Here is a 24,935-nt window from a genome sequence, read left to right as displayed (position 1 = left end):
AATGTAATTTTAGCTCCTCACGTTAAGATTGCTTTATTTTCTCTCTCGTGAATCCCTCATTTTAAACAAGTTATATTGTAAATTGTAAATTAATATGGAAATAGTTCCTGGGGTAGATTTTTTGAATTCATTCACTAAGGTTTCTGATAAGAACATAGAATCTCTTTTAAAGATTTCAGAGTTAAAGAAAGTAAAAGCAGGAACTCAATTAATTAAATTAGGAGAAGTTCCAACAAAGGCATACATGATTATGTCTGGAATTATTAGATGTTATCTTATAACAGAATCTGGTAAAGAGTTTAATAAAAGTTTTTATTTACCAGTAAATGTTGTTGGTCCTTTAACATCTTTAATTCATAGTAAGCCTTCGATATTTGTTTTTGAGACACTTATAGATTCAGAAATCTATGAAGTTGATTTCTTAAGGTTTAAAGATTTATGTGAAAAAAACCTAGAGGTTAATTTGCTCTATTCTAGTGTTTTGGAATCTATTTATACAAGATATGAAACTAGGCTTTTGGAATTAATTTCTATGGAAGCTAAAGACCGATATCTAGAACTTAAAAAGAAAATTCCAAATGTAGATGATATAATTCCACAATATCATATTGCCTCATATTTGGGTATTACACCAGTACAATTAAGCAGAATTCGTAAAAAAATTGATGATGATTAACATTTGTTAACCATTCTAAAAATGTTAAATTATATATTTGACTTGATTTCCTTTCAAAAATATAGAGGATTGATAGCTAACTAACCAAAAAAAGCAGGTAATTTATTTTACCTGCTTTTTTATTTGTGGTATTTAATAAATCTTATTTTAAACTACCAACCATATCTTCTGGTTTTACCCAAGCATCATAATCTTCTGCTGTTACATAACCCAAATTAATAGCTTCTTCTTTTAAAGTGGTTCCGTTTTTATGAGCAGTATTTGCAATTTCTGCCGCTTTATAATATCCTATTTTAGTATTTAAAGCAGTTACCAACATTAATGAGTTATTCAATAGTTTTGTGATAACCTCATGATTTGGTTCAATACCTACTGCACAGTTTAAATCAAAACTCACACAAGCATCACCAATTAATTGTGCAGATTGTAAAACGTTAGCAGCCATAACAGGTTTAAAAACATTTAATTCATAGTGTCCTTGTAAACCACCAACAGAAACAGCAACATCATTCCCCATAACTTGTGCACAAACCATTGTTAAAGCTTCACATTGTGTTGGGTTTACTTTTCCTGGCATAATAGAACTACCTGGTTCGTTAGCAGGAATAATAATTTCTCCAATACCACTACGTGGTCCAGAAGCCATCATTCTAATATCATTTGCAATTTTATTTAAAGAAACTGCTAATTGTTTTAAAGCACCATGAGTTTCTACAAGTGCATCATGTGCTGCTAGTGCTTCAAATTTATTAGGTGCAGTTATAAAAGGTAATTCTGTAAATTTAGCGATGTATTCTGCAACGCGTTTGCTATAACCTTTTGGGGTATTTAAACCTGTTCCTACAGCAGTTCCACCTAATGCTAATTCACTTAAATGCGATAAGGTATTTTCAAGTGCTTTTAAACCGTGGTCTAACTGAGCAACATAACCAGAAAGTTCTTGGCCTAATGTTAATGGTGTAGCATCCATTAAATGAGTACGCCCAATTTTAACAACATTTTTAAATGCTTCAGATTTTTTATGAAGTGTATTACGTAATTGTTTTACACCAGGAATTGTTGTTTCTACTATTTTTTTATAAGCAGCAATATGCATTCCGGTAGGGAAGGTGTCGTTTGAAGACTGAGATTTATTAACATCATCGTTTGGTTGAATAACTTTTTCACCTTCACCAATTACTTTACCAGCTAATTGTTGTGCTCGATTAGCCACAACCTCATTAACGTTCATATTACTTTGTGTACCAGAACCAGTTTGCCAGATGACTAAAGGAAATTGGTCATCATGTTTTCCTTCTAATATTTCATCACAAACTTGAGCAATTAAATCGCGTTTTTCAATTGGTAAAACACCTAGTTCGCAATTAGTGTAAGCAGCTGCCTTTTTTAAATAAGCAAAACCATATACAATTTCTAAAGGCATAGATGCAGAAGGACCTATTTTAAAATTATTTCTTGAGCGTTCTGTTTGTGCTCCCCAAAGTTTATCAGCAGGTACTTTTACCTCGCCCATGGTATCTTTTTCTATTCTGAAACTCATCTTTAAATCATTTAATTTAAGTTACAAAGTTAATTGTTTTAAAATGTTTATTATTATGATAAATGTTTGTTTTTATAAGTTTTTTTAACAGATAAATAACATTTGAAATTTTATTAAGTCTATAATTCCTATTAATTTAGTAGGATTAAATTTAATAAAAAAATAATATTATGGCAACAATTAGGTTAGGGGATATTGCCCCAGATTTTAATGCTAATACAAGCGAAGGAAAAATTAATTTTCATGAATATTTAGGTGATAGCTGGGGTATTTTATTCTCTCATCCGGCTGATTATACACCTGTATGTACTACAGAATTGGGAACATTAGCAAAATACACAGATGAATTTAAAAAGCGTAACGTAAAAGTTATGGCACTTAGTGTTGATGGTATTGATTCGCATCATGGATGGATAAAAGATATTAATGAAACCCAAAATACAACGGTTAATTTCCCTATAATAGCAGATGAAGACAGAAAGGTTTCAGAGTTGTATGATATGATTCACCCTAATGCGGACGCAAATTTTACTGTACGTTCTGTATTTGTAATAGGTCCAGATAAAACCGTAAAATTAATAATTACTTATCCTGCATCTACTGGTAGAAATTTTGATGAACTTTTAAGAGTAATTGATTCATTACAGTTAACAGCCTACCATAAAGTAGCTACGCCTGCTAACTGGAAACATGGTGAAGATGTAGTAATTAGTCCTGCAATTTCAACAGCAGATGCAAAGGGAATTTTTACAAAAGGCGTTGACGAAATAAGACCATATTTAAGAATGACACCACAACCAAATTAAATTGATAAGTTGTTAATAATTCTTAAATTTCTTATTGTTTAACAAAACTGTTTACATTATCTTTGCATAAGATTTATTAAAAGACACATTTAATCATGTTTGAATTTGATCAGTATTTAGGCTTTTTAGCATTCTTAACCATTTTAACAATTGGGTTTTGGTTAATGATATTTTTATTAACTTTTGTAATCCCTTATTGGATTGGTGGTTCTTTAATTGAAAGATTAAAAGAAATTAGAGAAGAAAAGAAAGCAAAGCGTAACGCTCAATAAAAAACATATAGAATTTATATAAAAAAAGGAAGCTAATTTAGCTTCCTTTTTTTTGTTTATTATATGAAGAAAATTAACCTCCAAAATCAAAATCATCGTCACCACCACCTTGATTTCCATTTCTTCGTCCATTGCGTTTCTTTTGTTGATTAAAACGATACATAAACGATAGATTTATTTGACGTTCTCTCCATTGGAACTCACCATAACTTTCATAAGTATCTGTTGTCGTTGTAGAGATTCTTTTTCTGGAGTTTAACAAGTCTCTTACATTTAAAGAAATTGTAGCATTGTTATCAAAAATCTCCTTGCTGACAGCTAAATCTATAGAAAAAATACCTTTGTTTTTACTTTGCGCATTTTCACTTGCACCTCTATAAAACATGTTAGTTTGCCAATCTATATTAGAAGGCAGTGTTAATTTACTGCTAAAACGTGCAAACCAGCTTGTATTTTTTGCGCTGTAATCTATACCATTAAATTCACCATCATTTTCAAATTGAAATATGTTAAAGCTGGTGTTTAATCTTAACCATTTTTCAGGATTATAAAGAATACCAAATTCACCACCAGTTCGTTTTCTAGTGGATAAGTTTACAGGGATTCTTCTAATAATATCTATACCATCAGATGTTTGCTGACCTGTGTTTTCCTGAATAAACTCAAATGATTCAGTTTCATGCTGATAATAAACCGATGTAGTAAAAGTTAGTTTTTCCCAACGTTTTAAGTAGCCCAAATCGAAAGCACTGGCAAAAGCCGGATTTATATTTGGGTTTCCTTGAAACACATTTGTTCGGCTAGAACGAGAAGGAAATGCATTAATAAACCAACCTCGAGGTCTATTAATTCTTCTGTTATAACCTAATGTTATACTTTCTTCTGTATCGTCGTCTTTTCCTAAATTGTATATTAGATTTACTGTAGGGAAAAGCCCTAAGTAATTTCTGTTAAAGTCTGTATCAATAGAAAAACCAAAGGCTTCTTGTATTTCTTCATCGGTTAATCTGGAATCAATTTTTCCTTTTAATTGTGTATTTTCTAATCGTAAACCCAAAAGAAAAGAGAATTCACCAAATTTAGTTCCGTATTGTGTATAAAAGGCATTTACATTTTCGGTGTAATCAAAAATATTAGTTATTGTATCATTTATAAAAAAACTTCCATCATTTAGGTCTTCTTGTTCTAAAGTGTAATTTGAAACAGAATTTTCAAAGTTGCCTCTATAACCAGCTTCAAACCTTGTGTTTTCTCCTATGGGTAGTACATAATCTATTTGAAATAAAGATTCTTTTTCATCTTCAATTTCTATTACATTTTCCATTTGAAAAGGGTCTGGATTAGTTTTATTTGTAACAATATAATTCTCATCTATAAAGGTAAGTTGCTCTTCATAACCTTTTTCAAATTGAATATCGGCAGTTAACTCATGCCCACTATCATTAAACTTAGTAATGTAGTTTAAAGCGACTTGATAATTATTACCATCCTCATGCTGTCTTTCTGTTCTTAATGTTTTTTCAACAATATCTCCATCATTAAATCGGTCGCTATTGTTAAGCGATTTATCTCTATCCTGTCCATATCTGTAAAATAAAGTTCCGGATAAAGAGGTTTTTTTAGACAGGAAATATTCCATACCTAAACTAGCATTGTAATTTCTGTTTAAACGCTCTACTTCTTGGTCTTCTCGAATTCTATTGAAATCCTCTTCTGTGGCATTAAAATATTCTGTATCACTAAAACTATTTCTTGGTGAACTAAAATATCTAAAACCTAAATTTGAAAACAGATTAAATTTTTCGGTTCTGTAATTTAAATTGGCTGATAAACCTGCGTTATCTGGATTACCTAAAGTTAAATTTAATGAGCCATTAAACCCTAAAGTTTCTTTTTGTCTTAAAATTATATTTAAAATTCCAGCAGTACCTTCGGCATCATATCTTGCAGATGGCGAGGTAATAACTTCAACACGTTCTATAGCTTCTGCGGGTAATTGACTTAAGACATTGGTGTCACCAAAGCCTGCCATGGCAGATGGTTTTCCGTTAATTAAAATTCTAACATTTTCGTTTCCTCTTAAACTAATAGCACCTTCTACATCTACAGAAACAGAAGGTACATTATTGAGGGCATCACTTACAGTACCACCAGCTGTGGTTAGGTCTTTACCTATGTTGTATATTTTTTTATCAAGTTTTATTTCAACCGTAGTTCGTTCGGCAATAATTTCTACTTCATCTAAAGATTCTGTATCAATTTCTAATAGAAAGACACCAATATCTTCATTTTTGGTTAAATTTTTATTGGGAATAGTTTGTGTTTTAAAAGCAATATATTCTATGGTAATATCGTAAATTCCTGGTTTTATTGTGAGATTAAAAGCTCCATTTGCATCTGTAATACCACCTGTAACAATTTTGTTTTCTTCTTTGCTAAAAAAAGCAATTGTAGCATATTCTAAAGGTTCATTTGTTTCTTTGTCTAATACTTTACCTGTAATTGTAATCTCTTTTAAAACAGAAATTTCTGGATTTTTTGTTTCTTTTTTTTGAGGTTGTGCATTTACAAATACTATAAAACTAAAAAATAAAAGAAAGGAAAATATACTTTTGGTCATGGTTATGTTTTGGCAATTAGACTGCCAAAATTAAGCATGGTTTAACTTGATATTGTTAAATAAAACTTAAATTATTTCTAAGATTTTCTCGGTAGGTCTGCCAATAACTGCTTTGTTTCCGTTAATTACAATTGGTCGTTCAATAAGCTTTGGGTTATTAACCATAGCTTCAATTATTAGGTCATCTGTTAAGTCTTTGTTTTTAAACTCTGTTTTCCAAACAGCTTCATTTTTTCTAACAAGTTCTATGGGTTTTATACCTAAAAGTTTAATGATGTTTTTTAATTCGGTTTTAGTTGGAACATCTTCTAAATACTTTACTATTTCATAATCTTTACCAGAATTTTCTAGTAATTCCAGTCCACATCTTGATTTGCTACATCTGTTGTTATGGTAAATTTTTATCATTATATATGGATATTAAAAGCTTTTAATTGTTGAATGAGTTCTTTTGGTGATTTAAAATGTATACCATTAATGGTTAATGCATTAGCAGCTTCAATATTTCTTAGATTATCATCTATAAAAATTGAACTTTGTGCTTCAATATTAAATCTATCTAAAGTGATTTGATAAATTTCTTTGAAAGGTTTTCTGGTTTTTTCTTCGCCTGAAACAATAATACCTTCAAACCAATGTAAAAACTCAAAACGTTCTAAAGCAATAGGAAAGGTTTCTGCACTCCAATTGGTTAGTGCTACGACTTTGTAATTTTTATTTTTTACAAATGCATCTAAAATTTTCACGGTGCCTTCAATGGCGACACCTAGCATTTGTTCCCAATTGCCGTAAAATAATCTGATTAATCGTTCGTATTCTGGAAATTGATTAACTAAATCTTCTGTGGCTTGTTGTAAAGGGTAGCCTGCATCTTGGTTTTCATTCCAATCGCTAGTACAGATGTTATCAAAAAACCATTGCATTTTTTTTCGGTCTCCATTAAATTCATCTAAAAAAACATATTCAGGATTCCAATCAATTAAAACTCCTCCAAGATCGAAAATTATAGTATCTATTTTATTCATCTGTTAGTTTTTATTGAATTAAATAAGTCAGATGTAATTCGTCGATAGACATTTTGACTGATTTCAACAAAATATTACGACTCATTTCATAATTGATTATCGTCTTCTACTTTTTGCCCCATCATCATTAAATAGGCCTTTAAAAACTCATCAATATTTCCATCCATAACAGCATCTACGTTACCAGTTTCATGGCTTGTTCTAACATCTTTAACCAGTTTGTAAGGATGCATAACGTAGTTACGAATTTGACTTCCCCATTCAATTTTCATTTTACCAGCTTCAATATCATCGCGTTGTGCTAATTGTTTTTGGAGTTCTATTTCGTAAAGCTGAGATTTAAGCATTTGCATGGCTCTGGAACGATTATCATGTTGCGAACGCGTTTCGGAACATTGAATTTGAATTCCCGTTGGTTTATGCGTTAGTTGAACCTTAGTTTCTACCTTGTTAACATTTTGTCCGCCAGCACCACTGGAACGTGCTGTTGTAATTTCTATATCTGCGGGGTTTATTTCAACTTCAATAGTATCATCAACAAGTGGGTATACATAAACCGAAGCAAAACTAGTATGTCGTTTAGCGTTACTATCAAAAGGGGAGATTCTTACCAAACGGTGTACACCATTTTCACCTTTAAGCCAACCAAAAGCATAGTCGCCTTCAATTTCTAAAGTCACGGTTTTTATTCCTGCAACATCGCCTTCCTGAAAGTTAAGTTCCTTTACTTTAAATCCGTTTTTTTCTGCATACATTAAGTACATGCGCATAAGCATACTTGCCCAATCGCAACTTTCGGTACCACCAGCTCCTGCAGTAATTTGAAGAACAGCACTAAGTGCATCGCCTTCTTCAGAAAGCATATTTTTAAACTCTAGTTTTTCAATGAGATTTATAGCTTTATCGTAACGATCTTGAACATCCTCGGCTGTAGCTTCCTCTTCCTTAAAAAACTCGTAAATAACTTCTAAATCTTCAATAAAAGTTTTGGAGGTTTTGTAGTCTTGAACCCAACTTTTCTTCTCCTTAAGAGATTTCATGACTAATTCTGCTTGTTTGGAATCGTTCCAGAAATTAGGGTCGAAGGTTTTTTCTTCTTCGTTTTGTATTTCTATAAGTTTGGCATCTATGTCAAAGATAGTGCCTTAGTTTGTCAAGGCGGGTATTAAGATCTTTAATTTGATCTGATGTAATCATAGTTAAATTTATTTTAAACAAAAATAGAATTTAAAGATACAGCAGAAAACAAATCTTAATATAATTTTATAGCTTTACTCAATAATTAAAATTTAAATCCTCTAAGGCTAGCTTTAGAGGATATTTACTTATTAACTTTTATAATGATAATAGACCTAAGAAGCGACACTGTTACAAAACCTACAAAAGGAATGTTGGATGCTATGATTTATAGTTAAAGTAAAAAAGGATGAAAACTAATAATAATATTTCAGTATTAATTCCAGATGGTGAAAGTCATCTTTTAATTTATGTGGTCAATTGTTTAGCTCAAATTAAAGGATTGAAAATTTTTGTTATGTCAAACAAAAACAGTAATCCAATGAGATTATCTAGATATATTTATAACTTTTCTTTTTTTGAAAAAACGAATGAAATAGATTGGATTTATAATATAAATAAAGAACTTATTAGATATGATATAGATGTTGTTATGCCAATTTTTGAAGACGGAATAAGAACAATTATAAAGCATGAAAATTTAGTAAATAATAAATCTAAATTAGGACTTTTACCTAGTTTTTCAGTATTCAATATAGCTATTAATAAAGGGTGTTTAGCCGAACATTTAAAAACTAATAATTTACCACATCCAAAAGGAGTAGTTATTTTACCAGGAGCGACTACAAGTGAAAAGGAAATTAAATTGCCTGCTTTAATAAAACCTATGGAAGGATTTGGCGGAGGAATGGGAATAAAAGTATTTAATTCTAAAAAACAAATAGATCATTTTTTTGATGAAAATAAATTTAATTATCCTTATTTAGTTCAAGATTATATTGAAGGTTATGATATAGATTGTAGTGTTTTATGTAAAAATGGAGAAGTTTTGGCATATACAATTCAAAAAGGGAATCTTTTAGGTAAAAATGAATTTTCACCTCAAGTGGGGTTAGAATTTCTTCATAATGAAGAGTTATATAAAGTAGTAGAAAAGTTAATGAAATCTCTTAATTGGTCAGGTATTGCTCACATTGATATGAGATATGACAAACATGACGAAAAATTTAAAGTAATAGAAATAAACACACGTTACTGGGTTTCGTTAGATGCATCATTAATTTCTGGAGTAAATTTTCCACATCTATATTGCTTAGCAAGTTTAAACCAAAATTTTATAAAGCCTGATTACAAAAATATTGAGTATTTAAATTTAAAAGGTTTAATTAAAAAAATTAAGATAAAGAAAACTACTCTTTTTAACTTCAAATTTATAATTGCTAATACACCTTTAAAATTTGCAATTAAAGATCCATTACCAATGATTTATAAGTTTATTTGGAGAACTAAAAATGTGATTTTGGCTAAGTTTAGTTAATTTTTATGAAAAGTATTTAAAACTTTCTTTCTTTTTCCTGATGAAAGTGTAGGTATTTCTTTAACGTAAGTTACTTTTATAATTGAATCAAAACCAAAATCTTTTTTAATATCTTCTATTAACTCCTTTTCAAAAGGAAAGTTTTCATCATGTATGTTTAGTTTTATATGGTATTTTTTATCACCTTCTTGTATAAATTGATATTGATTTAAGTGTTTATAGTAGTTGTAGAATTTAGTATAAACAACGAATGATGATATTATATTACCTTTTGTGTCATATATTAAATCCATTTTTCTTCCTTCTATATGTTCAAATTTAGTAATACCATCATCTTCAATTAACTTTGCTATATCACCTGTGTCATATCTTATAATAGGCATTGCATAATTAAATAAGTCTGTAACAACAATACGACCAATTTCTCCAACTTTAACAGGTGTATCTTCTTCTAAACTTAATAATTCAACATGGTAACTTGCATGATTAATAATGAAATAATCTGGAGATTTAATAGTTTGTTGAGCAATTATACCAATCTCTTCACTTGAATATCTTGATAATACAGGAGCATTAAAATAGTTACTCATTGATTTTTTAGTATTAAGATTTAAATATTCAGAATTTGCAATTATGGAACTAATCTTGTAATCTTCAATTTTGTTTTTTGATTTATCTAAATATTGACATATTTGTTCATAAGAGGAAGCAAAACCAAGAATGGTCTTTTTTTGTTTTGAAGTTTTCAAAAGTTGTAAAAATTCTTCTATTCGAGTATCGGATAACTTAGAAATATCGAATTGCTTTATATTTTGAATCCATGATTTAAACCTGCTTTTTTTGTTATGTTTTCTCCAAACTTCTAACTCATACAATCTATTTCCAAGTGTGAAATTGCATTCCTTTGAAAAATATAAAACGTCAGCAGTATTTCTCTGTCTTTTATTAGTATCTTGAAATAAGAAAAAAGGAACTCCAGTTGAGCCACTTGTAGCTACTTTATAATTAGTCTTTTCTTTAAATTTACTTGATTTAAACGCTTCAAAATTTTGTTGAATATCTGTTTTTTTTATCACAGGAAATTCAACAATATCTTTATTATTGATAAAGGATGAATAGTATAGAGTTGTTTTACAAGCATGAAGCAGTAAATTCTCTATATGTTTTTTTCTTATGTTTTTTGATTGTTCGCTCGTGGGGTTTTTAAGAATCAAACTAACTTCTTTTAGATGATTTTTAATCAACCTTCCTTTTAAAGCATCTATTAACCAAAAAGATTTATTTCTTAAATAGTTTAAATAATTCATGTAGTTAGTCTAAGTAGGTTTTGGGCTTAAAATTGAAATGAAAATTTATATTTAAATAAATAATTATACTTTTATAAGCCGCAAATATACATATAATTAGATTTTATGATAATAGACCTAAGAAGCGACACTGTTACAAAACCTACAAAAGGAATGTTGGATGCTATGATGCAAGCTAAAGTAGGAGATGATGTATTTAGAGAAGACCCAACTGTTAATCTATTAGAGCAGCGTATTGCTAATATGTTTGGTAAAGAAGAAGCTTTATTTTTTCCTAGTGGTACTATGGCTAACCAAACCGCTTTAAAGTTGCATACAAACCCTGGAGATCAAGTGATTTGTGATAAATATGCTCACATTTATAATTACGAATCTGGTGGTGCTTCGTTTAATAGCGGAATTTCCTGTAAGCTTTTAGATGAAAACAACGGCATGTTTACAGCCGAAGATGTTTTAAAAGCTATAAATCCAAATGCTTATTATTATAGTAAAACAAGTTTAGTTGAAATTGAAAATACAGCTAATAGAAGAGGTGGAAGTTGTTGGGATTTTAATGAAATTAAAAAGATTAAAGCTGTTTGTGATGAAAACGAGTTGGGTTATCACTTAGATGGTGCGCGTATTTGGAATGCCTTAGTAGCTAAAAATGAAACCGCTAAACAGTATGGAGAAGTATTTGATACTATTTCGGTGTGTTTAAGTAAAGGTTTAGGTTGCCCTATAGGTTCGGTTTTGATTGGAGATTCTAATATTATGCAAAATGCTATCAGAATTCGGAAAATCTTTGGAGGAAATATGAGACAAGCAGGTTATTTAGCTGCTGCCGGACTTTATGCTCTAGATAATAATATAGAACGTTTAGCCGAAGACCATAAAAAAGCAAAGGAAATAGGTGAGGAGTTAACCAAATTATCAATAGTTAAATCGGTTGAACCTATTGAAACCAATATTGTGATTTTCGAATTAAATAAATATGTTGATGAAGAACGTTTTGTGAAAAATCTAGCTGATAAAAGTATTTATGTTATCAGCATGGGAGGTGGTAAGCTACGTATGGTAACCCATTATAATTACACTGATGCGATGCATGAAACACTAATCAAAACTCTAAAAACTCAAACAATCTGATATTCTAAGAAATCTAACAATCTACTTAAACTAATCCATTCCAGGAATATTTGGCATCCCTTCTTTTGCAACTGCAGCGAGTTCAGCTTCATTAACTTTAGTAGCTTTTTCAATAGCTTTATTAAGTGTAAGAATTAAATAATCTTCAAGTTGTTCTTTATCTTCAAGCAATTCATCATCGATTTCGATAGATTTAATGGTTCTATTAGCAGTTAAGGTAATTTTAAGCTTGTTATCATTACTAGTTTCATCAATTAAAACTGTATCTAAACGTTTTTTAGTTTCTTCTACTTTCTTTTGGGTTTCTTTTAGTTTACCCATCATATTCATCATATCTCCAAACATAATTTTATAATTTTAGTTTTACATTACAAAACTATTTAATTTTTCTATTTTTGAGGGCTTAAATTTTTAAGAATAAAACCCCATTTTGAAAAAAGACATTAAAATTCCAGTAGCTAGAAAAATATCTAAAGAATTAAAGATTCATAACGATGTTAGAATAGATAATTATTATTGGTTAAATGATAGAGAAAATCCCGAGGTTATTGCGTATTTAAATGCTGAAAATGAGTACACAAATCACGTAATGAAGCATACCGAAGCTTTTCAAAACCAGTTATTTGAAGAGATGAAAGGTAGAATTAAAGAGGATGATACCACGGTTCCTTACAAATTAAATGGTTATTGGTACATTACGCGCTACGAAACAGGTAAAGATTACCCTGTTTATTTACGTAAAAAAGAGACTTTAGACGCACCAGAAGAAGTTTTGTTTGACTGTAACGAAATGGCTAAAGGCCATTCCTATTTTAATTTAGGTGGTATTTCTATTAGTCCAGATAATAAACTAGCAGCTTATTCAACCGATACTGTTAGTAGAAGACAATACACCATTCAAATAAAAAATTTAGAAACTGGTGAGATTTATTCAGATAAGATTTTAAATACAACAGGGCGAGCTACTTGGGCAAACGATAATAAAACATTGTTTTACACCATGAAGGATGTAATAACGCTACGTTCTAATAAAATATTTAAACATAAATTACATACAGATCCTCAAGAAGATATTGAAGTTTATCATGAAACTGATGAAACTTTTAACACCTTTGTTTATAAAACTAAGTCGAAAAAATATATTGTAATTGGGTCGTCTAGCACATTATCTTCTGAATATAGAATATTAAATGCCGATACTCCAGATGAAACATTTAAAGTTTTTCAACCTCGTATAACAGATTTAGAATACTCTATTGCTCATTATGGTGATCATTTTTATATCATTTCAAATAATGATAAATCTACCAATTTTAAGGTTTCAAAAACCAATGAAGAAACTACGGAATTAAAACATTGGAAAGATTTAATTCCGCACAGGAAAGATGTTTTAATAGAAGATATTGAAATATTCAAGGACTATTTAGTTATAAATGAACGTGAAAACGGACTCAATAATTTGCGAATTATAAGTTGGGATGGGACAGAAGATTATTATTTACCCTTCAGTTCTGAAACGTATACAACATATATTGGTAATAACCCAGATTTTAACAGCGATGTACTACGCTATGGTTTTAACTCTTTAATTTCACCAAGTGCTGTTGTTGATTACAATTTTAAGACTAAGCAACGCGAAATCAAGAAAGAGCAGGAAGTTTTAGGAGGTAAATATAATAAAGAAAACTACGAAGCAAAACGAGTATGGGCAACAGCTCGCGATGGAGTGAAAATACCTATTTCCTTAGTTTATAAAAAAGGAATTAAGTTAGATGGAACTAATCCACTATTACAATATGCTTATGGATCATACGGCTCAACTGTAGACCCTTCGTTTTCCAGTATTCGCTTAAGTTTGTTAGATAGAGGTTTTGTTTATGCTATTTCTCATATTAGAGGCGGAGAATATTTAGGACGTGAATGGTATGAAACAGGAAAACTGCTAACCAAAATAAATACGTTTACCGATTTTATTGATTGCTCTAAATATTTAATAGAGCAAAAGTATACTTCAAACAAGCATTTATATGCCTATGGAGGTTCTGCTGGTGGTTTATTAATGGGAGCAATAATTAATATGAATCCTGAGCTTTATAACGGAATTTTAGCAGCTGTACCTTTTGTAGATGTAGTTACAACTATGCTAGATGATACTATTCCGCTTACAACAGGAGAGTATGATGAGTGGGGAAATCCAAATCATGAAGAATATTACAGCTATATGAAATCCTATTCACCTTACGATAATGTTGAAGCAAAGGATTATCCAAACATGCTGGTTACTACAGGTTTGCATGATTCTCAAGTACAATATTGGGAACCTGCAAAATGGGTGGCAAAATTAAGAGAATTAAAAACAGATTCTAACAAATTATTATTACATACCGATATGGATTCCGGTCATGGCGGGGCGTCAGGGCGTTTTGAAAGCTTAAAAGAGGTCGCTTTAGAATATGCTTTTTTATTAGATTTAGAAGGAATTCATGGTTAATAAAAAAAAATGTTTTATTTTTGTTCGGTTTTAAACTGCATTTATTTTTGTTAAAATTGGCAGTTTATAAATAGCTTTTATGAAACACAGAAATCAAGTATTTGATAATGTATTAGATTTAGTAGGCAATACTCCGCTTGTTAAACTTAATAAAATAGCTTCCAAGTTTAAAGGAAACTTTTATGCAAAAATAGAATCTTTTAACCCTGGACAATCTTCCAAAGACAGAATTGCACTTTACATTATAGAAGAAGCAGAGAAAAAGGGTATCCTTTCTCCTGGCGATACTATTATAGAAACAACTTCTGGTAATACAGGCTTTAGCATTGCCATGGTTAGTATTATTAAAGGTTATGATTGTGTATTAGCAGTGAGTTCTAAATCTTCAGCAGATAAAATTGATATGCTGAAAACAATGGGAGCCAAGGTTTATGTATGTCCTGCTCATGTTAGTGCAGATGATCCAAGATCGTATTATCAAGTTGCAAAACGTTTGCACGAAGAAATTAAAGGTTCGGTTTATATTAATCAGTATTTCAATCAATTAAATATTGACGCACATTATAAATCTACAGGGCCAGAAATTTGGGAACAAACAGGAGGTGAAATTACGCATCTTGTAGCTTGTAGTGGTACAGGAGGAACTATTTCTGGTACTGCTAAATATTTAAAAGAGCAAAATCCAGATATACAAATAATTGGTGTTGATGCTTTTGGCTCAGTCATTAAAAAATATCATGAAACCAGAGAGTTTGATGAAAAAGAAATTTATCCATACCGAATTGAAGGTTTGGGTAAAAATTTAATTCCAACAGCTACAGATTTTGATGTTATTGATGAGTTTGTTAAAGTTACTGATGAAGACAGCGCCCATACAGCTCGCTTAATAGCTAAAAAAGAGGGTATGTTTGTTGGTTATACTTCTGGTGCAGCTATTCAGGCTATACTTCAATTAGGAGAAGAAGGTAGATTTAAAAAAGATGATAATGTAGTTGTTATTTTTCCAGATCATGGTTCGCGTTACATGAGTAAAGTTTACAGTGATAAATGGATGAATGAACAAGGCTTTTTTGATAGTGTTAATGAGGCGGCAACACAAAGTATTCAGTACATAAAGTAATATAAATAACATAAATTAAAGAGATAATATTTTGCAATTACAGTAAAATTTTATCTCTTTTTTTATTTTGCCAATAATTGAGCATCAAAAATTATGTTCAAACCATATAAATATTTAATTTTGCACGAACTAACTAAAAGCTAAAGTTTCTTAAATTTTAAACATTTTCTTATGTTTATTCCCTTTAACAAAAGCAAACTCCCTGGTTATAGTTATGTCTTAGTTTAATAGCAATTTGATTTATAATAGATGAAAGATTTATTTGATAAAATTTATAAAGACAAAGGACCATTAGGTAAATGGGCTTCTCAAGCAGAAGGTTACTTTGTATTTCCTAAATTAGAAGGAGAAATTTCTAACCGAATGAAATTTCAAGGTAAAGAGGTTATCACATGGAGTATTAATGACTATTTAGGTTTAGCAAATCACCCAGAAGTAAGAAAAGTAGATGCTGAGGCAGCTGCTCAATATGGTTCTGCTTACCCTATGGGAGCAAGAATGATGTCTGGTCATACTGATTTACATGAAAAACTTCAAAATGAATTAGCATCTTTTGTAAAAAAGGAAGCTGCTTATCTTTTAAATTTTGGTTACCAAGGTATGGTGTCTACCATTGACGCGTTGGTATCTAAAGACGACATTATTGTTTATGACGTAGATGCTCACGCTTGTATAATTGATGGTGTGCGTTTACACATGGGTAAACGTTTTACTTATAAGCATAATGATGTTGAAAGTCTTGAGAAAAACTTAGAACGTGCTACTAAAATGGCAGAACAAACTGGAGGAGGAATTTTAGTTATTTCTGAAGGTGTTTTTGGAATGCGTGGAGAGCAAGGGCGTTTAAAAGAAATTGTAGAACTAAAAAAGAAATTTAATTTCAGGTTATTTGTTGATGATGCTCATGGTTTTGGAACTTTAGGTGCAACTGGAGCAGGAGCAGGAGAAGAGCAAGGTGTTCAAGACGATATTGATGTGTATTTTGCAACTTTTGCAAAGTCTATGGCTAGTACAGGTGCATTTATTGCTGGAGACCAAGAAATAATAGATTATTTAAAATATAATTTGCGTTCGCAAATGTTCGCAAAATCATTACAAATGCAACTTGTAGTCGGTGCATTAAAGCGTTTAGAAATGCTTAAAACGATGCCAGAATTAAAACAAAATTTATGGACGGTAGTTAATGCATTACAGTCTGGTTTAAAAGATCGTGGTTTTGATATTGGTACAACTCAAAGTTGTGTAACGCCTGTATACTTAAAAGGAAGTATTCCTGAAGCTATGGCTTTAGTTAAAGATTTACGTGAAAATTACGGAATATTCTGTTCTATAGTAGTTTATCCTGTGATACCTAAAGGATTAATTTTACTAAGAATGATTCCTACTGCAACGCATACTTTACAAGATGTTGAAGAAACTTTAGATGCTTTTGATGCTATTAGAGAACGTTTAGATAACGGAACTTACAAGCGCCTTTCTGCGGCTGTTTTAGCGGCAATGGGAGAGTAATTTTCAATATAATAAGTATAAAAAAAAATCCGATTCAATTAAGAATCGGATTTTTTTTATGCAACATCTTTTCTAAAGGTTTTTCTTCGTTTATAAACAACAGGATCAAAGTGTTTCCAGATTTGATGGATTGCTATATTATCTTCTAATTCTGGTGTTCTAAAACAAGTTTCAATACCTTTTTCTTTAAATGTTTCGTAGTATTCATTAAAAATTACCGCATGAACACCTTTGTTTTGATAATCTGGATGAATACCTATTAAATAAAAAATAACGTCTTTACTATGTTTTTTTGCGTGTAGAATGTGCCTGAAGCCAAATGGGAATAACTTACCCTTAGTTTTTTGTAATGCTTTTGCAAAAGCTGGCATAACAATAGCAAAACCAACCATTTTATCATCTTTATCTACTACAAATTTGATGTATTCTGGATTTACAAAACTTATAAACTTCTTTTTAAAATATTCTTTTTGAATATCGTTAATAGCCACAAATGAGGATAGAGATGCGTAACTTTCATTAAACAAATCAAACATTTTATCTGCATAAGGCATAACCTCGGCTGTTTTAGTAAGTTTTAGTGCTTTAAGCTGGTAGCGCCTTTTAATTAACTCCTGTGCTTTTTTAAAGAATTCTGGCTTTACATTTTTAAAAGGAAACGTGCTTTCAGAATATGATTTTTCAACCTTATATCCAGCAGCTTCATAATGTTTAACGTAATATGGATGATTGTACCAGGTAATCATTGGTGCAATAGATTCGAAACCTTCGGTCATAACACCAACCTTATCTAAATTTGAAAATCCTACAGGACCTTCGGTGTAATTTAAACTATGGGTTTTTCCAATTTTTTCTACTTGGTCTAAAAGTGTTTGAGACACATCTAAATCATCTACAAAATCAAACCAACCAAAACGCATTTTTTTCTGATCTTGACTTTTTACCTCTAACCAATTAATTATAGCAGCAATTCTACCAACTATTTCATTGTTTTTATAGGCTAGAAATAACTTAGCTTCGGCATCATTAAAAACAGGGTTTTCTTTTTTGTTAAATGTTTTAATTTCTTGACTAATAATAGGAGGAACCCAGTATTTAGAGTCTTTGTATAATTTAAAGGGGAATTTTACAAAAGCCTTTAAATCTTTTTTAGTTTTTACTTCTTTTAATATAACCATATAGTGCAATCAAATAGTTTTGATTATTAATCATCAAAATCTATATCGTCTTTCTTTCTTTTTTTGACACCATCATTGGTATCAGCGCTGTCTTTTTTCTTTCTCTTTTTACCTTTTCTATTAGATCGTCTTTCTGCTTCATCTTCAGCAGATGTTCCGTTATCTATTTCTTTATCTCTATGAAAATCCAATCTGTAAGATCCACCCAGTGTTACAGCAAAAACAGATGGGGTGTCTTTTGTGTTAAATGTTATTGCAGTATCTAACTGAAAATCTTTTCCAAATAAATAAGCGCCACCAAATCTTAAAAGATTATCGGCATAAAAATCACTTTTAATACCTTGTGTTTCGCCAAAAATAACCCATTTTGGACTGAATGAATGTGTTAAAGTTAATATGTATTGAAAATCTGATTGTTCAGTTCCAATTCTGTCTTTTATCAAATTAAGTACAAATACCCAACCACCAGCAAAGTTGTTTTGAGTAGCCACCATAACTTTAGGGCTAAAACCTTCAATACCTGGAGCTATATAAGGATTATCCTTAGTGTCAAAATTAGCACCTACATAAACCGATACGGCTGGAATTAACGATTTCCATTTAAAACGACGGTTAGCTTTCCAACTATAAAGATTTGGTTTGTCTTCTTCAGCATTTTTGTAAGGGTCAAAGATTAAATATTTTGCACCAACAGTTAAAAACTTAAAGTTTGCTCGTTTATCTTCGGCAGCAAAGCTTGTTGTATTTGTTTTTGTGTCGCTTTGAAAAGTACCTTCTATATTTAATTCTAATTCTTCAAATAATAGACCATATCGAGCAGCAAAATCAATTCCCAGACCAGATACTTCATAAGATGGAGCAGGAGTTCTCTCTTCATTTATTATGTATGGGCCAACTTCTAATTGAGCCACATTTGTTCCAACCGAAAAAGCACTTCTGGAAACTCCAGGGCGGTTAGAGTTTATTACATCTGTGTATTGACAAAACCCTTTTGTAGTTGCTAAACTTAGTAAAAAAAGTAGGATAGATTTGTGTAGGTTCATAATGAACAAGTTTAATTATACCTTTATTAATTATTTGTTAAAGGCTTTCAAATATAGATATTTTATAATTTTTTTATCATTATTGAACGTTTTTTAAATAATTAGAATTGTATTTTTGTTAAAATTATTAAACAAAAGTCTAATTATGGGTTTATTAAGAACCATACTTATTATTGCATTGGTTTATTATGGTATAAAGATTCTTTCAAGAATTTTTGCTCCATTTTTATTAAAATATGCCGCTAAAAAAGCAGAACAACGTTTTGGAGATCAATTTGGAAGAGCAAAACAAGATGTCCCTAAAAAAGAAGGCGAAATCACTATCGATAAAATACCAAATACTAAGACTTCAAATAAAAATGTTGGGGAATATGTAGATTACGAAGAAATTGATTAATTTCCGAAATCAACTAGCTTAAAACCTTTTCATGCAATTTTCAATAAAAAAAACACTTCCACACTTACTTGTTTTAGTAGGTTTTATAGTTCTTGCTTTGGCTTATTTTAATCCTGTTTTAAAAGGAAAAGAAATATATCAAAACGATATCGTGCAGTTTATAGGCATGAGCAAACAACAAAAAGATTTTAAAGCTAAAACGGGCGAGGAGACTTATTGGACAAATAGTGCGTTTGGTGGCATGCCAACCTATCAATTAGGAGCAAAATATCCGCATAATTACATTAAAAAACTAGATTTAGCACTTCGTTTTTTACCAAGACCAGCAGATTATTTATTTCTTTATTTGTTGAGCTTTTATATACTACTATTAGTATTAAAAGTAGATTTTAAACTCGCTGCCCTTGGTGCTATAGCCTTTGGGTTTTCTACATATTTAATAATTATTTTAGGTGTAGGCCATAACAGTAAAGCACATGCCATTGCTTATATGCCTTTGGTTTTAAGTGGAATATTACTGGTTTTTCAGAAGAAATATATACTAGGTTTTCTGCTCACAACTATTGCTATGGGATTAGAACTCGTGGCTAATCATTTTCAAATGACCTATTACCTCATGTTTTTGGTTATTGTTTTAGGCATTGCGTATTTAATTGATGCTTATAGAAAGAAAATGCTACCACATTATTTTAAATCAATTGGTATTTTGGTTGGTGCTGTGGCGATTTCTATAGCGTTAAATGCGACTAATATATTAGCAACTAATCAATATGTAAAAGAAAGTAAGCGTAGTAAAAGTGAATTAACTATAAATGCTGATGGTTCGCCAAAAGAAATAACCTCAGGTTTAGATAAAGATTATATTACGCAGTTTAGTTATGGTATTTGGGAAACATTCAATCTTTATATTCCACGATTTATGGGTGGTGGCAATGGCGAAGATGTTGGGAAAGATTCTGCAACTTACGAAGCTTTTAGGAAACTAGGAGCTACTACGAGTCAAGCTTTACAAGAATCTAAACGTGCACCTTTATATTGGGGTGAGCAACCTATTGTAGAAGCACCTGCTTATGTAGGAGCGGTGATTTTATTTCTTTTTGTATTTGCTTTGTTTTTGGTAAAAGGACGTTTAAAATGGTGGCTAGTAGGCGGAACAGTTTTTTCTCTTCTACTGTCTTATGGAAAGAACTTGGGCTTTTTAACGGATTTCTTCATAGATTATGTACCACTTTACAATAAGTTTAGAGCAGTAACTTCTATCCAAGTTATTTTAGAATTATGTATTCCTGCTTTAACAATTTTTGGTTTAGTTCGATTATTCAATGATTTTGAAAAGAAAGAAGACAAGCTAAAAGCATTAAAGTATTCAACAATTATAACAGGAGGAATTGCTCTAGTTTTCTTATTGTTTAAATCCTCATTATTTGATTTTGTTGGAGTAAATGATGGATTTTACCGTCAGAATTACGGACCAGATTTTGTTGATGCATTAAAGACGGATAGAAAATCTGTTTTTACTCAAGATACCATAAGAACATTGGTTTTAGTTTTGCTTTCTGCTGGAGCCATATTTATGTTTTTAAAAGATAAATTGAAAGAAAAATGGGTGATTGTATCTTTTGGGGTGTTAATTCTTTTTGATTTAGTTGGTGTTGACAGACGCTATGTAAATAACGATGATTTTGTGTCAGGAATAGCCATGAATAAACCGTTTCAGGCGAATGAAGTAGATAAACACATTTTAAAAGACACGTCACATTTTAGAGTGTTTGATTTAGTTTCGGGGCCTTCAAAACCGTCATATTTTCATAATTCATTAAATGGGTATAACGCAGCAGAATTAAGGCGTTATAGCGAGGTTTTTGAGTGGTATGTTTCAAAAAATAACATTAACGTACTTAACATGTTAAACACTAAGTACGTTATTGCGCAAGATGAACAAGGGAATCTATTTCCTTATGAGAATGATGAAGCCAACGGAAATGCTTGGTTTATTGAGAGTTTAGAAAAGATAGATACACCAGACCAAGAAATTAAGCTTTTAGACTCTTTAGATAATAAACAAAAGGCGATCTATACTTCCCATAAAACTGATGAAGATGTTATAAATAGATATGTTGTTGACTCATTATCATCAATTAAATTAATTGAAGTAAAACCAAACTACTTAAAATACGAATCTAATAACTCAAACGATGGTTTTGCGGTGTTTTCTGAGATTTATTATCCAGAAGGCTGGAAAACTTATATAGATGGGCAAGAAGCAACTCACATGCGGGTGAATTATATTTTGCGTGGTATGAAAATACCAGCAGGAAAACATACTATAGAGTTTAAGTTCGATCCAGAAGTTGTAAAAACAGGTAGTAGTATTGCACTTGCAAGTTCTGTTTTGTTAGGACTACTTTTAATAGGAGGTCTGTTTTATGAGTTTAAGAAGCAAAAAAGTGCCTAAAAAAGTACTTATTATTACGTATTATTGGCCACCAGCAGGTGGTCCTGGAGTACAACGCTGGTTAAAATTTGTAAAGTATTTACCAGAGTTTGGTATAGAACCTATTATTTATATTCCTGACAACCCTAACTATCCTATAGTTGATCAAAGTTTAGTTGCCGAAGTTTCAAAAGAGGTTACCATTTTAAAGCAGTCTATTAACGAGCCTTATAGATGGGCAGGTTTTCTATCCAAAAAATCATCAAAAACTATAAGTAAAGGTATAATTCCAGAACAAAAAAAACAGCGTTTTATAGAAAAAGCAATGTTATATATTCGTGGAAATTTTTTTATACCAGATGCCCGAAAAAGCTGGGTAAAACCATCGGTTTCTTTCCTTAGTCATTACATTTCTAAAGAACATATTGATACCATTATAACTACTGGTCCGCCACATAGTTTACATCTTATAGGTTTAAAATTAAAGGAAAGGTTAGGAGTAAAGTGGATTGCAGATTTTAGAGACCCGTGGACAACCATCGGTTATCATAAACAATTAAAGCTAACTGAAACTTCAAAAAAGAAACACAAAGCTTTAGAACGTCAGGTTTTAAATACTGCAGACCAAATTGTAGTAACGAGTTTTACAACTAAAACAGAATTTAAAGCCATAACAAATAAACCTATTGAAGTTGTAACGAATGGTTATGATGATGAAACATCTGTTGAAGATTTTCAAAGGGATTCTAAATTCACATTGTCACATATTGGGTCTTTATTATCTAAACGGAATCCGGAAATTTTATGGAAGGCATTGAGTGAATTAGTGCAAGAAAACGAATCGTTTTCAAAAGATTTTCAGCTTAATTTTATAGGTTCTATTAGTGAAAATGTATTAAATTCTATTCAAATTTATAATTTAAGTAATTATGTTAATAATGCGGGTTATGTGTCACATAAAGAAGCAGTTGTGTTTCAGAAAAAATCACAAGTATTATTGCTTATTGAAATAAATTCTGAAGATACTAAATGCATTATTCCTGGGAAGCTTTTCGAATATATGGTTTCTAACAGACCAATTATTGCTATAGGTCCTAACGACTCCGATGTTGAAAAAATCATTAAAGAAACCAATACAGGAAACTACTTTAATTATACAGATTCCAAATCGTTAAAAAAAGTTATATTAGAGCATTATAATGCTTTTCAAAGTAACACTTTACAAACGCATCCAATAGGATTACAAAAATACCATAGAAAAGCGCTTACGCAAACCCTATCTAAATTATTATAATGGGAATAGTTGCTTCACAATCCTTTAAAAACATGGTGTCTACCTATGCTGGTTTTGTACTTGGAGCTATTAATACCCTGTTTCTTTACACCGAATTTTTAAGCGTCGAATACTATGGTATGGTAGGGTATATGCTTTCTTTGGCATTTGTAATTATGCCATTAATGGCTTTTGGTGTTCATAATACATTGGTTAAGTTTTATTCTGCTTTTAAAACGCGATTATCCTTAAACAGCTTTTTAACACTTATGCTGTTTTTACCGGTATTGTTAATAATTCCGTTAAGTTTAATTACCTATTTAGGTTATAATACCATTGGTGATTTTCTATCTAATACAAATGCTATTATAAAAAATTATTTGTGGCATACCTTTATTGTAGCCGTATCTCTTGCGTATTTTGAGGTGTTTTATGCTTGGTCTAAAGTACAAATGCAAACTGTATTTGGGAATTTTATGAAAGAAGTTTTTCATAGGGCAGGAACCATGACAATTTTGTTTTTACTGTATTTTAAGGTTTTAGACCTCGAACAATTCATGTGGGCTTTAGTTGCAATTTATGTATTGAGAATGCTTATTATGATGGTTTACGCCTTTAGTATTAAACTACCAGTTATAACCTTTAAGCGTGTTAGTAACATAAAAAGCATATTAAAATACTCTTTTTTAATAATTATTGCGGGTTCTATTGCTACCGTAATTTTGGATGTAGATAAAGTAATGCTTGGACATTATATTAATATTAAAGAAATAGCGTATTACAATGTAGCCATTTTTATAGCTGCAGTAATCGCGGTACCTCAACGGTCCATGCATCAAATATTAATGCCATTATCTGCTAAATATTTAAATGAAAAAGATTTTAAAGGTTTAGAAGATTTATATATACGCAGTTCATTAAATTTATTTATTGTTGGTGGTTTCATTTTTTTATTGATTATCCTGAATATTAATCAATTGTATCATATTATTCCAAGCGAGTTTAGTGGTGGTTTGTTTGTTGTATTAATAATAAGTCTATCAAAACTTTATGATACTGCTTTAGGAAGTAATAACGCTATATTATTTAATAGTGATTATTATAGAATGGTATTGGTTTTAGGTGTTATTTTGGTGGTTTTAATAGTGTTGTTAAACATGTATTTTATTCCATTATTTGGTATTAATGGATCTGCAATAGCTACATTTTTAGCCATTTTTATATATAATTCTATAAAGTTATTTTTTGTTTACAAGAAATTCAAAATCTTTCCTTTTACTATTAATTCAATAAAAATAGGAGCGTTAATTTTAGTATGTATTTTGTTATTCTATTTTTGGGACTTTCCGTTTAACCCGTTTGTTAATATAGCGTTGAAGTCCATATTAATGACTGCCTTGTATGCTTTTGTCGTTTTAAAGTATAATTTTTCTGAAGATATTTCGCTACTTGTAAAACGTTATTTAAAATTTAAATAAAGTTGAATAAGTCATTTCGACTAACAGGAGAATTCATATAAACAAGTATTTTAATGTGATATCTCAATCGTGCCTCATTTCGAT

General features: G+C 30.6%; 21 protein-coding genes. 12 read left to right on the top strand and 9 right to left on the bottom strand.

The window, feature by feature from the left end:
• Positions 1-94: 94 nt before the first annotated feature.
• Positions 95-676, top strand: a complete 582-nt coding sequence (locus MBM09_RS10400) for a Crp/Fnr family transcriptional regulator (protein WP_238673660.1) — start codon at positions 95-97, stop codon at positions 674-676.
• A gap of 142 nt (positions 677-818) precedes the next feature.
• Here MBM09_RS10400 and fumC read toward each other — a convergent pair whose 3' ends face one another.
• Positions 819-2,216 (bottom strand): class II fumarate hydratase, encoded by a 1,398-nt coding sequence (gene fumC, locus MBM09_RS10395; RefSeq protein ID WP_238673659.1) that lies wholly within the window; start codon positions 2,214-2,216, stop codon positions 819-821.
• Between the two features lie 170 nt (positions 2,217-2,386).
• Here fumC and MBM09_RS10390 point away from each other — a divergent pair, with 170 nt between their 5' ends.
• Positions 2,387-3,022: a peroxiredoxin gene (locus MBM09_RS10390; RefSeq protein WP_238673658.1), complete on the top strand. Its 636-nt coding sequence runs from the start codon at positions 2,387-2,389 to the stop codon at positions 3,020-3,022.
• A gap of 95 nt (positions 3,023-3,117) precedes the next feature.
• On the top strand, positions 3,118-3,294 hold the full coding sequence (locus MBM09_RS10385; RefSeq protein ID WP_238673657.1) for a hypothetical protein: 177 nt from the start codon (positions 3,118-3,120) through the stop codon (positions 3,292-3,294).
• A gap of 73 nt (positions 3,295-3,367) precedes the next feature.
• Here MBM09_RS10385 and MBM09_RS10380 read toward each other — a convergent pair whose 3' ends face one another.
• From MBM09_RS10380 to prfB, 4 genes are all read right to left on the bottom strand, one after another.
• Positions 3,368-5,914, bottom strand: coding sequence for an outer membrane beta-barrel protein (locus tag MBM09_RS10380; protein ID WP_238673656.1), 2,547 nt, complete (start codon positions 5,912-5,914; stop codon positions 3,368-3,370).
• A 66-nt stretch (positions 5,915-5,980) separates the two neighbouring features.
• Positions 5,981-6,322, bottom strand: coding sequence for an arsenate reductase (glutaredoxin) (arsC, locus tag MBM09_RS10375; protein WP_238673655.1), 342 nt, complete (start codon positions 6,320-6,322; stop codon positions 5,981-5,983).
• Positions 6,322-6,939, bottom strand: coding sequence for an HAD family hydrolase (locus MBM09_RS10370; RefSeq protein WP_238673654.1), 618 nt, complete (start codon positions 6,937-6,939; stop codon positions 6,322-6,324). The genes arsC and MBM09_RS10370 overlap by 1 nt, the downstream gene beginning before the upstream one ends.
• An 86-nt stretch (positions 6,940-7,025) precedes the next feature.
• Positions 7,026-8,136, bottom strand: a protein-coding gene (gene prfB, locus MBM09_RS10365; protein WP_238673653.1) for a peptide chain release factor 2 whose coding sequence is annotated in 2 segments (ribosomal slippage) — positions 7,026-8,072 and positions 8,074-8,136 — 1,110 coding nt in all. Because the reading frame shifts where the segments join, the coding sequence is not laid out codon by codon here.
• 229 nt (positions 8,137-8,365) lie between these two features.
• Between prfB and MBM09_RS10360 the strand changes: the two genes are divergently transcribed.
• On the top strand, positions 8,366-9,493 hold the full coding sequence (locus MBM09_RS10360; protein WP_238673652.1) for an ATP-grasp domain-containing protein: 1,128 nt from the start codon (positions 8,366-8,368) through the stop codon (positions 9,491-9,493).
• On the opposite strand, the gene MBM09_RS10355 is transcribed toward MBM09_RS10360, so the two are convergent.
• Positions 9,490-10,800 (bottom strand): CoF synthetase, encoded by a 1,311-nt coding sequence (locus MBM09_RS10355; RefSeq protein ID WP_238673651.1) that lies wholly within the window; start codon positions 10,798-10,800, stop codon positions 9,490-9,492. The genes MBM09_RS10360 and MBM09_RS10355 overlap by 4 nt on opposite strands.
• A 105-nt stretch (positions 10,801-10,905) precedes the next feature.
• Between MBM09_RS10355 and MBM09_RS10350 the strand changes: the two genes are divergently transcribed.
• The gene (locus MBM09_RS10350; RefSeq protein WP_238673650.1) at positions 10,906-11,928 is read left to right on the top strand and encodes a low specificity L-threonine aldolase; all 1,023 of its coding nucleotides are present in this window, start codon (positions 10,906-10,908) and stop codon (positions 11,926-11,928) included.
• Between the two features lie 30 nt (positions 11,929-11,958).
• Here MBM09_RS10350 and MBM09_RS10345 read toward each other — a convergent pair whose 3' ends face one another.
• Positions 11,959-12,273, bottom strand: coding sequence for a YbaB/EbfC family nucleoid-associated protein (locus MBM09_RS10345; RefSeq protein WP_238673649.1), 315 nt, complete (start codon positions 12,271-12,273; stop codon positions 11,959-11,961).
• 85 nt (positions 12,274-12,358) lie between these two features.
• Here MBM09_RS10345 and MBM09_RS10340 point away from each other — a divergent pair, with 85 nt between their 5' ends.
• From MBM09_RS10340 to MBM09_RS10330, 3 genes are all read left to right on the top strand, one after another.
• The gene (locus MBM09_RS10340; protein WP_238673648.1) at positions 12,359-14,419 is read left to right on the top strand and encodes a S9 family peptidase; all 2,061 of its coding nucleotides are present in this window, start codon (positions 12,359-12,361) and stop codon (positions 14,417-14,419) included.
• Between the two features lie 79 nt (positions 14,420-14,498).
• On the top strand, positions 14,499-15,539 hold the full coding sequence (locus MBM09_RS10335) for a PLP-dependent cysteine synthase family protein (RefSeq protein ID WP_238673647.1): 1,041 nt from the start codon (positions 14,499-14,501) through the stop codon (positions 15,537-15,539).
• Between the two features lie 249 nt (positions 15,540-15,788).
• Positions 15,789-17,048 carry an aminotransferase class I/II-fold pyridoxal phosphate-dependent enzyme gene (locus tag MBM09_RS10330; protein WP_238673646.1) on the top strand — a complete coding sequence of 420 codons (1,260 nt, stop codon included), beginning with the start codon at positions 15,789-15,791 and terminating at the stop codon, positions 17,046-17,048.
• A gap of 56 nt (positions 17,049-17,104) precedes the next feature.
• Here MBM09_RS10330 and MBM09_RS10325 read toward each other — a convergent pair whose 3' ends face one another.
• Both MBM09_RS10325 and MBM09_RS10320 read right to left on the bottom strand, forming a co-directional pair.
• A complete protein-coding gene (locus MBM09_RS10325) occupies positions 17,105-18,226 on the bottom strand; it encodes a GNAT family N-acetyltransferase (protein WP_238673645.1) in 1,122 nt (373 codons plus the stop codon).
• 26 nt (positions 18,227-18,252) lie between these two features.
• Positions 18,253-19,269: a transporter gene (locus tag MBM09_RS10320; protein WP_238673644.1), complete on the bottom strand. Its 1,017-nt coding sequence runs from the start codon at positions 19,267-19,269 to the stop codon at positions 18,253-18,255.
• Positions 19,270-19,414: 145 nt separating this feature from the next.
• Here MBM09_RS10320 and MBM09_RS10315 point away from each other — a divergent pair, with 145 nt between their 5' ends.
• Genes MBM09_RS10315 through MBM09_RS10300 form a run of 4 tightly spaced genes read left to right on the top strand, consistent with a single transcriptional unit; the run spans position 19,415 to position 24,851 of the window.
• Positions 19,415-19,666, top strand: coding sequence for a DUF4834 family protein (locus tag MBM09_RS10315; protein ID WP_238673643.1), 252 nt, complete (start codon positions 19,415-19,417; stop codon positions 19,664-19,666).
• A 31-nt stretch (positions 19,667-19,697) separates the two neighbouring features.
• Positions 19,698-22,121 carry a YfhO family protein gene (locus tag MBM09_RS10310; RefSeq protein ID WP_238673642.1) on the top strand — a complete coding sequence of 808 codons (2,424 nt, stop codon included), beginning with the start codon at positions 19,698-19,700 and terminating at the stop codon, positions 22,119-22,121.
• Complete coding sequence (locus MBM09_RS10305; protein WP_238673641.1) at positions 22,093-23,394, top strand: glycosyltransferase family 4 protein; 1,302 nt, start codon at positions 22,093-22,095, stop codon at positions 23,392-23,394. Before MBM09_RS10310 ends, MBM09_RS10305 begins: the two co-directional genes overlap by 29 nt.
• Complete coding sequence (locus MBM09_RS10300; protein ID WP_238673640.1) at positions 23,394-24,851, top strand: oligosaccharide flippase family protein; 1,458 nt, start codon at positions 23,394-23,396, stop codon at positions 24,849-24,851. The genes MBM09_RS10305 and MBM09_RS10300 overlap by 1 nt, the downstream gene beginning before the upstream one ends.
• Positions 24,852-24,935: the final 84 nt, after the last annotated feature.

It is taken from the genome of Flaviramulus sp. BrNp1-15 (genome assembly GCF_022259695.1).
Classification (GTDB): Bacteria; Bacteroidota; Bacteroidia; order Flavobacteriales; family Flavobacteriaceae; genus BrNp1-15.
The sequence above is the reverse complement of the archived record's forward strand: the minus strand, read 5'-3'. Positions and strand labels throughout refer to the sequence as shown.

Excerpts from the sequence above, each read along its gene's own strand:
- MBM09_RS10335 (WP_238673647.1), top strand. The coding sequence starts at position 14,499 with ATGAAACACAGAAATCAAGTATTTGATAATGTATTAGATTTAGTAGGC.
- MBM09_RS10345 (WP_238673649.1), bottom strand. The coding sequence starts at position 12,273 with ATGTTTGGAGATATGATGAATATGATGGGTAAACTAAAAGAAACCCAA.
- MBM09_RS10390 (WP_238673658.1), top strand. The coding sequence starts at position 2,387 with ATGGCAACAATTAGGTTAGGGGATATTGCCCCAGATTTTAATGCTAAT.
- MBM09_RS10360 (WP_238673652.1), top strand. The coding sequence starts at position 8,366 with ATGAAAACTAATAATAATATTTCAGTATTAATTCCAGATGGTGAAAGT.
- MBM09_RS10380 (WP_238673656.1), bottom strand. The coding sequence starts at position 5,914 with ATGACCAAAAGTATATTTTCCTTTCTTTTATTTTTTAGTTTTATAGTA.
- MBM09_RS10350 (WP_238673650.1), top strand. The coding sequence starts at position 10,906 with ATGATAATAGACCTAAGAAGCGACACTGTTACAAAACCTACAAAAGGA.
- fumC (WP_238673659.1), bottom strand. The coding sequence starts at position 2,216 with ATGAGTTTCAGAATAGAAAAAGATACCATGGGCGAGGTAAAAGTACCT.
- MBM09_RS10370 (WP_238673654.1), bottom strand. The coding sequence starts at position 6,939 with ATGAATAAAATAGATACTATAATTTTCGATCTTGGAGGAGTTTTAATT.
- MBM09_RS10325 (WP_238673645.1), bottom strand. The coding sequence starts at position 18,226 with ATGGTTATATTAAAAGAAGTAAAAACTAAAAAAGATTTAAAGGCTTTT.
- MBM09_RS10330 (WP_238673646.1), top strand. The coding sequence starts at position 15,789 with ATGAAAGATTTATTTGATAAAATTTATAAAGACAAAGGACCATTAGGT.
- MBM09_RS10385 (WP_238673657.1), top strand. The coding sequence starts at position 3,118 with ATGTTTGAATTTGATCAGTATTTAGGCTTTTTAGCATTCTTAACCATT.
- MBM09_RS10320 (WP_238673644.1), bottom strand. The coding sequence starts at position 19,269 with ATGAACCTACACAAATCTATCCTACTTTTTTTACTAAGTTTAGCAACT.
- MBM09_RS10355 (WP_238673651.1), bottom strand. The coding sequence starts at position 10,800 with ATGAATTATTTAAACTATTTAAGAAATAAATCTTTTTGGTTAATAGAT.
- MBM09_RS10315 (WP_238673643.1), top strand. The coding sequence starts at position 19,415 with ATGGGTTTATTAAGAACCATACTTATTATTGCATTGGTTTATTATGGT.
- MBM09_RS10305 (WP_238673641.1), top strand. The coding sequence starts at position 22,093 with ATGAGTTTAAGAAGCAAAAAAGTGCCTAAAAAAGTACTTATTATTACG.
- MBM09_RS10300 (WP_238673640.1), top strand. The coding sequence starts at position 23,394 with ATGGGAATAGTTGCTTCACAATCCTTTAAAAACATGGTGTCTACCTAT.
- MBM09_RS10400 (WP_238673660.1), top strand. The coding sequence starts at position 95 with ATGGAAATAGTTCCTGGGGTAGATTTTTTGAATTCATTCACTAAGGTT.
- MBM09_RS10310 (WP_238673642.1), top strand. The coding sequence starts at position 19,698 with ATGCAATTTTCAATAAAAAAAACACTTCCACACTTACTTGTTTTAGTA.
- arsC (WP_238673655.1), bottom strand. The coding sequence starts at position 6,322 with ATGATAAAAATTTACCATAACAACAGATGTAGCAAATCAAGATGTGGA.